Origin of the sequence: Amorphoplanes friuliensis DSM 7358 (assembly GCF_000494755.1) — a bacterium.
Lineage (GTDB): Bacteria > Actinomycetota > Actinomycetes > Mycobacteriales > Micromonosporaceae > Actinoplanes > Actinoplanes friuliensis.
On sequence record NC_022657.1, the window covers coordinates 684,186 to 697,462 of the forward strand.

General features: G+C 69.0%; 11 protein-coding genes. 5 read left to right on the forward strand and 6 right to left on the reverse strand.

The window, feature by feature from the left end; all coding sequences use genetic code 11:
• Positions 1-61: 61 nt before the first annotated feature.
• Positions 62-217: a hypothetical protein gene (locus AFR_RS47050; protein ID WP_023357851.1), complete on the forward strand. Its 156-nt coding sequence runs from the start codon at positions 62-64 to the stop codon at positions 215-217.
• A 44-nt stretch (positions 218-261) separates the two neighbouring features.
• On the opposite strand, the gene AFR_RS03145 is transcribed toward AFR_RS47050, so the two are convergent.
• From AFR_RS03145 to AFR_RS03165, 5 genes are all read right to left on the reverse strand, one after another.
• Complete coding sequence (locus AFR_RS03145; RefSeq protein WP_023357852.1) at positions 262-1,578, reverse strand: alpha-amylase family protein; 1,317 nt, start codon at positions 1,576-1,578, stop codon at positions 262-264.
• 82 nt (positions 1,579-1,660) lie between these two features.
• On the reverse strand, positions 1,661-2,467 hold the full coding sequence (locus tag AFR_RS03150) for an RNA polymerase sigma factor SigF (RefSeq protein ID WP_023357853.1): 807 nt from the start codon (positions 2,465-2,467) through the stop codon (positions 1,661-1,663).
• Between the two features lie 232 nt (positions 2,468-2,699).
• Positions 2,700-3,257, reverse strand: a complete 558-nt coding sequence (locus AFR_RS03155) for a copper resistance CopC family protein (RefSeq protein ID WP_023357854.1) — start codon at positions 3,255-3,257, stop codon at positions 2,700-2,702.
• Between the two features lie 72 nt (positions 3,258-3,329).
• Positions 3,330-3,845 (reverse strand): LURP-one-related/scramblase family protein, encoded by a 516-nt coding sequence (locus AFR_RS03160; protein WP_023357855.1) that lies wholly within the window; start codon positions 3,843-3,845, stop codon positions 3,330-3,332.
• A gap of 27 nt (positions 3,846-3,872) precedes the next feature.
• Positions 3,873-5,057: a zinc-dependent alcohol dehydrogenase gene (locus AFR_RS03165; protein WP_023357856.1), complete on the reverse strand. Its 1,185-nt coding sequence runs from the start codon at positions 5,055-5,057 to the stop codon at positions 3,873-3,875.
• A gap of 111 nt (positions 5,058-5,168) precedes the next feature.
• Here AFR_RS03165 and AFR_RS03170 point away from each other — a divergent pair, with 111 nt between their 5' ends.
• The gene (locus tag AFR_RS03170) at positions 5,169-5,972 is read left to right on the forward strand and encodes an SDR family NAD(P)-dependent oxidoreductase (protein ID WP_041841732.1); all 804 of its coding nucleotides are present in this window, start codon (positions 5,169-5,171) and stop codon (positions 5,970-5,972) included.
• Between the two features lie 101 nt (positions 5,973-6,073).
• Here AFR_RS03170 and AFR_RS03175 read toward each other — a convergent pair whose 3' ends face one another.
• Positions 6,074-6,895 (reverse strand): helix-turn-helix transcriptional regulator, encoded by an 822-nt coding sequence (locus AFR_RS03175; protein WP_023357858.1) that lies wholly within the window; start codon positions 6,893-6,895, stop codon positions 6,074-6,076.
• Between the two features lie 273 nt (positions 6,896-7,168).
• Between AFR_RS03175 and AFR_RS03180 the strand changes: the two genes are divergently transcribed.
• The 3 genes from AFR_RS03180 to AFR_RS03190 all read left to right on the forward strand — a co-directional run bounded on the left by AFR_RS03180 (position 7,169) and on the right by AFR_RS03190 (position 13,164).
• Positions 7,169-8,233: an aldo/keto reductase gene (locus AFR_RS03180; protein ID WP_041840565.1), complete on the forward strand. Its 1,065-nt coding sequence runs from the start codon at positions 7,169-7,171 to the stop codon at positions 8,231-8,233.
• 200 nt (positions 8,234-8,433) lie between these two features.
• Positions 8,434-11,397 (forward strand): discoidin domain-containing protein, encoded by a 2,964-nt coding sequence (locus AFR_RS03185; protein WP_023357860.1) that lies wholly within the window; start codon positions 8,434-8,436, stop codon positions 11,395-11,397.
• 114 nt (positions 11,398-11,511) lie between these two features.
• A complete protein-coding gene (locus tag AFR_RS03190; RefSeq protein ID WP_023357861.1) occupies positions 11,512-13,164 on the forward strand; it encodes a methyl-accepting chemotaxis protein in 1,653 nt (550 codons plus the stop codon).
• Positions 13,165-13,277: the final 113 nt, after the last annotated feature.

Below are 13,277 nucleotides of genomic sequence, written 5' to 3' on the forward strand. Positions count from 1 at the left end.
AATCGAGGGCGTTGGGTATTTGAGGGGCGGCGGAAACTCCGCCGACGAACGGAGCCCCCCCATGCTGATCCTCGGTCTTGTTCTCCTGCTGCTGGGCATCTTCCTCAGCGTCCCGATCCTCTACACGATCGGCGCGATCCTGCTGGTCGTCGGTGCCGTCTTCTGGATCCTCGGATCCGTCGGCCGCCCGGTCGGTGGCCGCAAGGTATGGTTCTGATCCCTCGGACCTCGTAAAAGCGCCCGCCTTTGTGCGGGCGCTTTTTACTGTGCCTCCAGGACTGCCCATCCGGCCGCGGGAAGAACCACAGTCGTGTTCGCCGAGCCGGGCTCCTTCAGCTCCGCGTCACCATTCAGAACCATTTTCGCGTACGGCGCCGGAAGCATTGTGGAATCGGCGCCGACGCTCAGGGCGATCAGCAGTTTGTGGCTTCCGTCGGTGACCTCGTAGACGAGTTGTTCGTTCGCCAGGCTCACGGTGCTCGTCCGGGCGCGGTGCAGCCACGGGTGCCGCCGGCGGAGACCGATCAGCTCCTGGTGCAGGTGGTAGATCGGCCAGCCGTAGGGCGCCAGGTCGTCCGGCCCGGCGGGGAACGGTGGCCGGACAGCGTCGTCGCCGTGCTCCCGGTCCTCCTTGACACCCGTGAAGCCCTGCTCGTCCCCGGAGTAGATCGAGGGCGTGCCCCCGACGGTGAACAGCAGCACCAGGGCCAGCGGCACGTGTTTCGGGTCGAGGAGCTTGCTGGCCAGGCGCGTCACGTCGTGATTGCCGGTGAACGTCTGCGGCACGAAGGTCTCGAGGAACAGATTGTGGCGTTCCAGAGCCCAGCTGAGCTCGAAGAAGTTGCCCTCGTTGAGTGAACTCCACACGGCTTTCCACAGCTCGTACTGCGTCACCGAGTCCATCGTGGACCTGTCGACGAAGCTGGGGTAGTCGCCGTGGATGACCTCGCCCACCAGGTACGCGTCGGGGAATTCCGCCCGCACCCGGGGGAGAACCTTGGCCCAGAAGGCGGCCGGTACGGCGTACGCGGCATCAAGTCGCCATCCGTCCGCACCCCGCCGCAGCCAGTGGGTCATCACGTCGACGACGTAGTCGGCGACGGCCGGCTCGAGATGGTTGAGCGCGACCAGCGCGCCGTGCCCCTCGAAGGTCTCGTACTGCGGTTCGCCCGCGCCGTCGGGCCAGGTGAGCCGGAACCACCGCGCGGTCGGCGCGTCACGTCCTTGCTCCAGCACGGCCTGGAACGCCGCGTGCCCGCGTCCGACGTGGTTGAACACGCCGTCGAGCAGCACTCGCAGCCCACGATCGTGGGCTGCGGCGATCAGCGCGTCGAACTCGGCGTCACCACCCAGTCGCGGATCGATCGTCAGGTGGTCGGTCGTGTCGTAACCGTGGGTCTCGGACGCGAACACCGGACCGAGCATGAGCCCGGACGCGCCGAGCTCGATGGCGTAGTCCAGCCAGGCCGTGATGCGGTCCAGCTTGCCGTCGCCACCACCCGGCGGGTACGCGCCGACAAAACCGAGGGGGTACACCTGCCACCACACGGCGTGCTCGACCCAGCCGGGCTCACTCACAGTCTTCTCCCGCTTCCTCGAATGCCAGAGCATACGCAGAAAACGCCGGCCCGAACCGGGCCGGCGTTTCCTGGGGTTCGGATTACAGGGCCTCGGAGGCCAGCTGCGTGCGGAGCTTGGTCAGGGCCTTGGTGAGCAGGCGGCTGACGTGCATCTGGGAGATGCCGACCTGGTCGGCGATCTGCGACTGGGTCAGGTTGCCGTAGAAGCGCAGGGTGAGGATCTTCTGCTCGCGCTCGTCGAGCAGGGCCAGGGCGGGGCCCAGGGCGACGCGGGTCTCGGCCAGCTCGAACTCGTGGTCCTCGCCGCCGAGGGTGTCGCCGAGCTCGGTGGTGCCGTCGGCGCTGATCGGGGTGGACAGGCTGGTGGCGTTGTAGGCGCGGGCGCCTTCGAGGCCTTCCAGGACGTCTTCCTCGGTGACGCCGAGGTGCACGGCGATGTCGGCGACGGTCGGCGAGCGGCCCAGGGTGTGGGTCAGGGTGCTGTTGGCCTCGGTGATCGACAGGCGCAGTTCCTGCAGGCGGCGCGGCACGCGCACGGACCAGGTGCGGTCGCGGAAGTGGCGCTTGATCTCACCGATGATGGTGGGGATGGCGTATCCGGCGAAGTCGACACCGCGCTCGGGGTCGAACTTGTCGACGGCCTTGATCAGGCCGACGGTCGCGGTCTGGATCAGGTCGTCGGTGGGCTCACCACGGCCGGAGTAGCGGTGGGCGAGGTGCCGGGCCAGCGGCAGCCAGGCCTCGATCGCACGGTCACGCAGCGACACGCGAGAAGGGTGTCCGACCGGCATCGCAGCCATCGCGTTCAGCAGGTCGGCGGCGCTGTCGGCCGGAGCCTCGCTGAGCTTCGACTTCGTCTCCGTCTTGGCGGACTGAATGACAGTCATCTCGTGTTCCTCCCTGGCACCTGTCCCGGAGAGCCGGCTCGGCGAGGTTTCGCCGGGCCCGGGTCGGGCAAGGTATCGCTATCGGTTCCCGGATGACGATGATCGATTCGATCGCCGTCGTCCGAACATGCTTGGCCGTTCGGTTATGACGACCTTAGCCGAGAGGGCCATGGATGACTAGCCGAAAGTATGAGTCACGTTTAGTAGTCAGATGGTCACAGTAGACGGTTGATCATGAACGCCGTCGCCGGACCAGGACGAATGCCCCAGCGCCTACCAGAAGGACCGCGACGGCGATCGTTGCGACGGGCCACCACGTGGCCGTCTTGTCCTCCACCAGGGCGACAGGGACAGGTGCCGCCGAGGCGGGAGCGACCGGCGAGGCGGTGGTCGGGGCCACAGCCGACGGCGTCGAAGCCCCGGCCGCCTGGACGGTGAACGAGTAGGCGCCCTGCACCGCATGCCCGTCCTGAGACACCACGCGGTAGGCCACTGTGTACACACCGTTGGGCAGCGGCTCCGAGAACGTGACCGAGCCGACCTTGCCGTCGGCCTTGGGCGCCGACACCGCCACCTTCTGCTTCGCCTCGTCCGATACGACGATGGTCATGTACCGGCCGTCGAGCTTCTGGATGAACTTCAGCCGGATCTCCGCCGGCGCCTTCGCCAGCTTCGCGTCCTTCTTGGGCGCGGCCTCCACCAGGGAGTTGTGGGCCCACGCGGGACCACCGGCCAGAACGGCGAGAGTCGCCGCGACCAGGGCCGCGGCGACTGAACGAACGAGACGCATACGTTTCCTCACTGACAACCCGACCGATCGCTTCCGGAGCGCCATCGTAGTGGCCGGGCCGCGCAGCATCCCTCAGTTGCCGTCCTTCTCGTCCTTCTCTTCCTTCTTCTTCTCGTCACGTTCGAGAGCGAGGTCCAGCGCGAGCACACTCGCGATGATCAGCAGAGGGTCCTCGCCGGCCCCGACCTGCACGGCGTACGTGTCCCGGATCGTCAGCCACCGCTTGGAGACCGCCGCCACCTCGCGACCCTCGCGCTCGATCACGTACTCGTGGTCGAGGAGGTCGCCCTTCATGGTCAGGTCCTCCGGCCCGGGCACGTCGATGGTGAACTTGTCGCGGAACGGCGTGAACAGCTTCTTCTTCACCTCGGCGGCCTTCTCACCACCGATGCGGATCTCGTACGTCGGCCGGAGCGCCACCAGGTGCCGGTGCACACTGGCGACCTCGGTGCCCGACGGGTCCTCGATCACCACCTTGTTGCGGACGCTGAGGACCTTGCCGTCGACGTGGAACAGCTTGGTGCCGTGCTCGTCGAGCACGTCGAAGTCGTCGCCGATGGAGAAGAACCGTTCCCTGATCACATACATGGGCCCGATTCTCCCCCGGCGCGACGATTACGGCTTGAGGACGACCTTGATGCAGCCGTCCTCCTTCTTCTTGAAGATCTCGTACGCGTGCGGCGCCTCCTCGAGCGGCACCCGGTGTGTCACCAGGTCGTCGACGCCCAGCGGGTCGTCGTCGCCGGTCAGCAGCGGCATGATGTCGTCGACCCAGCGCTTCACGTGGGCCTGACCCATGCGCATCGTTACGCCCTTGTCGAAGAGGTCCATCATCGGGAACGGGTCGGCCTGGCCGCCGTAGACGCCGATGATCGAGATCGTGCCGGCCCGGCGGACACTGGCGAACGCGGTCCGCAGCGCCCCCATCCGGTCGATGCCGAACTTGTCGATCGCCTTGCGGGACACCGCGTCGGGCAGCTTGCCCGCCGCACGCTGGGCGAATTCCTGGAACGGCGTGCCGTGGGCCTCCATGCCGACCGCCTCGATGACACTGTCCGCGCCGCGTCCGGCCGTCATCTCGTAGACCGCCGCCGGGATGTCCTCGACCTCGTCGAAGTTGAGCACCTCGATGCCGTTGCGGCGGGCCATCTCGAGCCGCTCGGGCACGTTGTCGACCGCGATGACCCGCTCGGCGCCCAGGTGCCGGGCGATCCGGGCGCTCATCTGCCCGATCGGTCCCAGGCCGGTGACGAACACCGTGCCGCCGGGAGTGATGTCGGCCCACTGCGCGGCTTGCCAGCTCGTGGTCAGCACGTCGGAGAGGAACAGGTAGCGCTCGTCGGGGTGACCGTCCGGCACCTTGATCGGGCCGAAGTGTGCCTGGGGCACCCGCAGATATTCGGCCTGCCCGCCCGGGACCTGGCCGTAGAGCTTCGTGTACCCGAACAGTGAGGCGCCCTTGCCCTCGCTCTTCACCTGCGTGGTCTCGCACTGTGCGAAGAACCCGCGGCTGCACATCCAGCAGTGCCCGCACGAGATGTTGAACGGGATGACAACACGATCACCGGGGCGGATGTGCGTGACCTCCGGCCCGACCTCCTCGACGATGCCCATCGGCTCGTGGCCGAGGACGTCACCCGGGTCGATGAACATGCCCAGGGTGTCGTAGAGGTGCAGGTCGGACCCGCAGATGGCGGTGGAGGTCATCTTGACGATCGCGTCGGTCGGCTCCTGGATCTTGGGATCCGGAACCGTCTCGACGGACACCTTCGAAGTTCCTTGCCAGGTCAGTGCGCGCATTCCGGTTGTCCTCCTAGAGCGTCGTTGCCGTTGGTGGCATGCCCGCTCCGGCGATGAATAACCAGAGCCGTGCCGGGCACCCCGTCGGGACCGAACGAGGAGGGGAACACCATGACGACACCCACGGGCCGGGATTTTGCGGTTGTGACGGGCGCGTCCAGCGGGATCGGCTACGAGCTGGCCAGGCAGTTCGCCGAGAACGGGTTCGACCTGCTGCTGGCGGCCGAGGACGAGGGCATCACCCAGGCGGCGGCCGATCTGCGCCGCGACGGCGTCAACGACGTACAGGCCGTGCAGGTCGATCTGGCCACCTACGACGGTGTCGAGGAGCTCTACGCGGCGATCCGGGCGGCGGGCCGGCCGGTCGACGCGATCGCGATCAACGCCGGTCGGGGCATCGGCGGTGACTTCACCCGTCAGACCGACCTGAGCGACGAGCTGAACGTCATCGACCTCAACGTCCGCTCGACTGTGCACCTCGCCAAGCGTGTCCTGCCCGACCTGGTCTCCCGCGGCGCCGGCCGGGTGCTGTTCACGTCGTCGATCGCCTCGACGATGCCCGGCACCTACCAGGCGGTCTACAACGCGTCGAAGTCGTTCGTGCAGTCGTTCGCCGAAGCGTTGCGCAACGAGCTCAAGGACACCGGTGTGACGGTCACCTCGCTGATGCCGGGACCGACGGACACCAACTTCTTCGACCGCGCCGAGATGGAGGACACCAAGGTCGGCGCGAGCAAGAAGGACGATCCGGCGCAGGTCGCCGAGCAGGGCTTCAAGGCTCTGATGAAGGGCGAGGAGAAGGTCGTCGCCGGCTCGTTGAAGACGAAGGTCCAGGGTGCGGCCTCGAAGGTCATGCCGGACAGCGTGAAGGCGCAGATGCACCGCAAGATGGCCGAGCCCGGCTCGGCCGAGTAAAGACGACAGCAAGACGGCGGGGCCGTGCCGGGCCCCGCCATCCGCTGCTCAGCTCAGCATGCCCCCTGAAGCCGCGATCCGCTGGCCGGCAACCCGGCTTCTCAGGCGACGGCCGAGAGCAGCTGAAGCTTTTCGTAACTCTCGGTGCCGGGCACTGCGGTGAAGACGAGCAGGGCCTGTGACTGGTCGGGGTCGACCAGGGTCTGACAGTGCAGCTCGAGCAGGCCGAGCTGCGGATGCGAGATGCGCTTCTGGTCGGTGTGCAGCGACGTGACGTCGTGCTCGGCCCACACCGCGATGAACTCGGGGCTGACCGCCCGCAGCGCGTCGACCACGGCCGCCGCCCGCGAGTTCAGGCCGTCCCGGGCGTACGCGATCCGGAGCTGGGCCGTGAAGACCCGCCCGTGCTCCGGGTGGTCCTCCTCGGGATAGATCAGCCGTGACTCCGGTTCGGTGTACCAGCGGTAGACCATGCTGCGGGCCATCCCGGTCCAGCGGGAGTCGTCACCCAGCAGCGCGATGCACGAGCGGGTCTGTCGCAGTGTCTCGCCCAGACCACTCATGACCTGGGCCGGAGTGTCCTCCAGCCGGTCCAGGATGCGCATCATGCCGGGATTGAGGTGGTCGGCGCGGTGCACTCGTTGCGGGGTCGCGTGGCCGGCGATGCGGAAGAGGTGATCACGCTCGTCGAGGGAGAGGTGCAGGCCGCGGGCGATGGCGGCGAGCATCTGCTCGGACGGGTGCGGTCCGCGCTGCTGCTCGATGCGGCTGTAGTAGTCCGCGGACATGCCGCACAGCGCGGCCACCTCCTCGCGGCGCAGGCCTCCGGTGCGCCGGCGGGCGCCGCGGGGCAGCCCGACGTCCTCCGGCTGCAACGCCTCGCGCCGCGTACGCAGGAAATCGGCAAGCTGGGCCCGGTCCACGGCCTCAGTTTCCCTGATCGTTCACGGTGGTTCTCCCCGGTCAGCGGATCTTGCTGCTGGACCGAGTCTGGCAACTTCCGCGGCGCGGATGAAGGAACTGGTTACCCACGGATCACCAGTCCCTGGAAAAGCCGAGGCGCCGGCCTCGGGTGGGGCCGGCGCCATCGGTCGGGGGAACGTGCTGTGGGGACGGTCTTGTCAGTTTCATCGATGCATTAGTTAACAAGCAAGTAATCCAGGTTCCGGAACCTGATTCGGGGCACAGTGATCCTCATGGAGTACCGCAGCCTCGGACGAACCGGAATGCAGGTCAGCCCGCTCTGCCTCGGCGCCATGATGTTCGGCGCCTGGGGCGAGCCCGATCACGACACGTCAATCAAAATCATCCACAAGGCGCTCGACGCCGGTGTCAACTTCATCGACACGGCCGACGTCTACTCGCAGGGCGAGTCCGAGATCATCGTCGGCAAGGCCCTGGCGAACGGCAAGCGGGACGAGGTCATCCTCGCCACCAAGTTCCACGGTCAGATGGGCGTGCCGGCCGACGCCCCGATGGGCACGAAGGGCGACCCGAACAGCCAGGGCAACTCGCGCCGCTGGATCATCCGTGAGGTCGAGAACAGCCTGCGCCGGCTCGGCACCGACTGGATCGACCTCTACCAGGTGCACCGGCCCTCGCCGGACACCGACGTCGAGGAGACCCTCTCGGCGCTGACCGATCTGCAGCGGCAGGGCAAGATCCGGGCGTTCGGCTCGTCGACGTTCCCCGCCCACGAAATCGTCGAGGCCCAGTGGGTCGCCGAGCGCCGAGGGCTGAGCCGCTTCGTCACCGAGCAGCCGCCGTACTCGATGCTGGTCCGTGGCATCGAGGCCGACCTGCTGCCGGTCGCCGAGCAGTACGGCCTGGGTGTCCTCCCGTGGAGCCCGCTCGCGGGTGGCTGGCTGAGCGGCAAGTACCGCAAGGGTCAGGACGTGCCCGGCTCGACGCGCGCCCAGCGCCTGCCGCAGCGGTACGACCTCTCCCGTCCGGAGAACCAGGCGAAGCTCGAGGCGGCCGACGCGTTCGGGAAGCTGGCCGACGACGTGGGCATCCCGCTGGTGCAGCTGGCGATCGCCTTCGTGATGCAGCATCCCGCGGTGACCTCGCCGATCATCGGGCCCCGCACGATGGAGCACCTCGAGTCGCAGCTCGGCGCGGTGGACGTTCACCTGACCACCGACATCCTCGACCGCATCGACGAGATCGTGCCGCCGGGGCAGAGCTTCAGCCGGGCCGATGCCGGATATGTCCCCCCGGCCTTGACGGATCCGTTCGCCCGGCGTCGCCGTACCGCGTGAAATCGCGTGACGACCAGCCGGTCTCCACAGTGACCTAGCTCTCGCCATCCGCGGGCGTTCTCGATCCGTCGGGCATGCTGGACTGCGTGCCCGCCGGATCGACGAGCGTCACGGGTCCCTCGTGCTCAAAAGGTGATTTGACAGTCTTTGGGGCGGACGCGAATCCTGTCCAGGGCATCCTGTTCTGCCGGGGAGGTCCTTTGCTCGCACTGTCCCGCCGTCAGCTTCTCGCGCTGGCCGGTGCCGGAGGCATCACTGGTGCTCTCGGCCTGCCCGCCCGGGCCGCCGCGGCTGCGCCGGACCCGGTTGCCGACCGTTACCGCGAGTTGCTCCACGTGCACACCCGCTGGGTGGAGGAGCAGTGGGACACGACGATCGGGGCATACAAAGCGCAGGACTTCCGCTTTGTCGCCGTCCTCGGCAACGCCGTCCTGCTCGGCATGGACGACTACGACGCCCGGCTGGCCGACATCGACGCGGCCACCCTCAAGACCAAGACGGTCGCCACCATCCAGCGGTACGCCGCGACCAACCGTCTCGCCGGTGGCACCGAGTGGGGCCGTCAGCTCTTCTGGGACTCGACCTTCGAGCTGTACTTCGTGCTGGCCGCCCGGCTGCTCTGGGACGACCTCGACGAGCAGACGCGCCTCAACGTCGAGCGGATCGCCGTCGGCCAGGCCGCGTACGCGTACGCCCTGGGTTCGGACGACGACCCGCTCAGCGGCGGCTGGTCCCCGCGCGGCACGGCCGGTGGCTGGATCGGCGACACCAAGCTCGAGGAGATGGGCGTCTACGCCCAGGCTCTCGCCCCCGGTCTGGCCTGGGCCGCGGACGACGACGAGGAGGCCGACGGCTGGCGCGAGCGGTTCCTGCTCTGGGCGACCAACTCCAGCGGGCTCCCGGTGGCCGACCGCGCCAACCCCGCCGTGATCGACGGGCAGCGCATCGACCAGCTGGCCACCGCGCACAACCTGCACGACTCGTTCATCGTCGAGAATCACGAGTCGGCCAACCCGCACTACCAGGCCGAGCTCTGGCGGACGGCCGGTCGCGCGGCGATCCACTTCCTGGTCGCGGGTCGTCCGCTGCCGCAGGTGCTCACCCACCAGCCCAACGGCGAGCAGCTGTGGGCGACGCTGCGGCTGCTGGCCAGTGACGCGGGTGAGCCGGTGATGCCGATGGTCGCCGACCGCTATCACCTCTACGGCCGCGACATCCTGCCGCTGGCGTTCCTGGCCCAGGTCCAGGGTGACCGTGACGCCGCCCGCGCCGAGGCCGACCTGTCCGAGCGCCTGATGCCCTACCTGCGGTACGAGCCGAAATACCGCCTGACGAAGTTCAGCGGCGAGGAGAAGTACGAGCCCGAGGCCCGCGCCGAGCTGGCGATCTCGTGGCTCTTCCACCGTCTGCGCAAGACGCCGGTGCAGCCCGTGTCCCCGGCCGAGTTCTTCCGTCGGGCGAGCGGCACGCGCGACTTCGGCGAGGACGTCGGCCTGACGGCACACCAGTCGGAGCGGGCGTTCGCCGCCGCGGTCACCAAGGACGGTTTTGTCAATTTCCTGTGGCAGCCCGGCCACGACAACTGGCTGATCGACACGCGCGCCCCGGCGTTCCTGCCGGCCGGCAGCAAGCCCACCCACACCTGGACCCGGGCGTACGCGAAGAGCCGCGACGGGCTCGACGCCACCGCGACCGTGCTGGCGATCGGCGGCGGCCGGGCGGGATTTGCCACGCTGCCCACCGGCACGGTCGTCTACGCGAGCACCGGCCTGCCCGGCGAGGGCGGGCTCACCCTGTTCAACCTCTACATGCCCGGGGTGCCCGGCCTCTCCGGGAGCCGCAGTTTCACCACTCCCGACGGGGTGGCCGTGCTCGGCAAGCACGACGAAGGTGACATCACCTTCCCGCCGCGGGAGGCCCGCTGGGTGCGGATGCTCGGACGTGAGCCCGGGACGGCCTACGGCTACTCGATCTACACCTTCGAGGTGCTCGACACCCGCGGCGCCGACCTGGCGCAGGGCGCGATGCCGACCGCTTCCTCCGAGGACATCTGGAACCCCGCCCGCAACGCCACGGACGGCAACCCGGACACCCGCTGGGCGGTGGCCCGCGAGGAACGCGGACGGGCCGACAGCTGGCTCGCCGTCGACCTCGGTTCCGCGGTGACGGTGGCCGGTGTGCGCATCGACTGGGAGGCCGCGTACGGCAAGCGGTTCGTGATCCAGACCTCGACCGACGGTCTGACCTGGACCGACGCGGTGGCCGTCCCCGAGACACGGTCGGCGGCCGGCTGGGTCGGCATCGACGGGCGCGCGGGTCTCGTCACGCACGGCGCCACCCGGAAGATCGTGGTCAGTGCGACCGCCGTGTCGGCCACCGCTCCGATGATCGAGGGTTACGCCGGCGCGACCACCGACCTCGCGGCGGCCGCCTCCCGCCCCTTGCCGACCGCGTCCGGCCTGCGGATCAGCGATGCCGACGGATATCTCAGCGTTTTCAACCTCACGCCGGCCGCGGTGAAGGACGCGCCCGTGCGCCTCCCGAACGGCCGTCGCCTCTATCGGGGCAGCCAGATCGCCCGTGGCCGGGGCCTGGAGTGGTCCATCAGCCTGGCCGGTGGCACGGCGGCCGTCGAGCCGCCGCGTTTCACCCTCGACGAGCCCGCCCCGGACGGCACGCGGTTCGAGGTGGCCGACTCCCGGCACCTCGAGATTTCCGCACCGGCCCGGCGCCGGGCGGTGCTGACCGTCCGCTCCGGCTCGTGGTCGGCCCGGGTGCGGGTGCCCGCCGGCCGCTCCCGCCGCCTGGTCGTGCCGGACGGCCCGATCACCCCGACCGGCGACCGGGCGCGGGGCCGCACGACGTTCCCGACCTCGCCGCTGCCCGCGGGCATGACCTCGCCCGCGCGGGCGGTGGACGGTGACCGGCGGACCTCGTGGCGGCCCGGTGGTTCCGGCCGGATGGTCGTGGACCTCGGCGCGGTCGTGGCGATCGGCGACGTGCAGCTGACCTGGTCGAAGGGCCGTCGCCCGCGCTGGCGCCTCGAAGCCTCGGCGGACGGGCTGACCTACACGGCGCTGGGGGAGCGGGCCCGCTATGTGGCCCTGGTGGTCGAGGGCTGGCGTCCGGGCGATGGCGAACTGATCGAGCTCGCGGTCCGCTGACGGGTTCGCCCACCAGTTTGGCGGGCGAAATACGGTTCTTAGTGCAGCTTTCGCGTTTTGCCCCGACTTTTCCGTCCCGGCGCGATGATTCTCGCGGACCGAAAGGTGGCGGGGATGCCGGAGGCAAAGATGAACGAGGCTGTGCAGGTCACGGTGCGGCGCGGCCCGATGGCGGGGCTGCTGGCCGACCGCAGCCTCGCGGTGAAGAACGTCGTGGCGGTGGCCGCGATGGCCGTCGTCGCGGTGGTTGTCGGTTTGCTGGGCCTGTCCCGGATCTCGGAGATGAGCGACGACCTGTCGATCATGAAGGCCGACCACGTCGACAGCCTTCAGCAGGTCGCTGAGCTGCGCGGCGGCATCGCCGACATGTTCCGCGGGATGGTGCTCTACGCGGTGGGCACCACCGACGCCGAGCGCAAGCAGGGCCGCAGCGACGTCGCCGCGGCCGACACCAAGATCGATACGGCGCTGGGCACCTACTCCACCATCGCCGCGAAGTCGGCGGCACGTCAGCAGAGCATCACCGCCTTCAGCGACGCGATGAAGAACTATCGCGCCCTCCGGAACACGCTGCTGTTCCAGGAGCCGCTCGCCGCCGGGTACACGCTGCCTGCCGCGGATCAGATCTCCGCGGAGTTCTCCTCGGTCGAGGGCGAGATGAACTCCGCGGTGGCCGACCTGCAGAAGCTCGAGGACACCGAGGCCGACGCGCTGTCCACCGAGGCAACCAACAACTTCGAGAACGCCCGGATCTTCATGATCACGGCGCTGATCGTCGGCATCCTGCTGGCCGGCGGCATCGCGCTCTACGTGGTCCGCCTGATCAAGCAGCAGCTCGCCACCGTGCAGACGGCCCTGGGTGCCGTCGCCGACAACAACCTGACCATCGCGGCCGAGGTCCGCTCGCGCGACGAACTCGGCCGCATGGCCGTCGCCGTCAACCGGGCCCGCGAGGGACTGCGCACCACCATCACCTCGCTGACCGCCGGCGCCGCCAACCTCGGCAACAGCACCCAGCAGCTGACCGGCGTGACGGCCCGGATCGGCGAGAGCGCCCGCGAGGCCGCTGCTCAGGCCGGCCTGGTCGCCGGGGCCGCCGGCGACGTCTCCGGCTCGGTGCAGTCGGTCGCCGCCGGCAGCGACGAGATGGGTGCCTCGATCCGCGAGATCGCCCAGAACGCCAACGACGCCGCCCAGGTCGCCTCCAGCGCCGTCGGTGTCGCGCAGAGCACCAACGAGACCGTCGCCAAGCTGGGCACGTCGTCGGCCGAGATCGGTGACGTGGTCAAGGTGATCACCGCGATCGCCGAGCAGACCAACCTCCTCGCGCTGAACGCCACGATCGAGGCTGCGCGGGCCGGCGACGCGGGCAAGGGCTTCGCGGTCGTCGCCAGCGAGGTCAAGGACCTGGCCCAGGAGACCGCCCGGGCGACCGAGGACATCTCCCGCCGCGTCGAGACCATCCAGACCGACACGTCCAGCGCGGTCGCCGCGATCGGCGAGATCTCGCAGATCATCCAGCGCATCAACGACTACCAGGTGACGATCGCCTCGGCGGTCGAGGAGCAGACCGCGACAACCGCCGAGATGAGCCGCAGCATCAGCGAGGCCGCCGGCGGCAGCTCGACGATCGCCATGAACATCAACGGTGTGGCCCACTCGGCCGAGCAGACCAGCAGCACGCTGGTCGAAGCCGACGCCGCCGTCAGCCAGCTCAACCGCGTCGCCGACGAACTCCGCATCGTCGCCGAACGCTTCCGCGTCTGACCCGCTTGCACTTCCGCCAGACCGAGCAGCGCCGAGGCCCGGCCCTCGCTTCCGGCAGAACAGGCAGTGACCAGGCCCGGCCCGCGCTTCCGTCGGAACAGACGGTGGCCGGG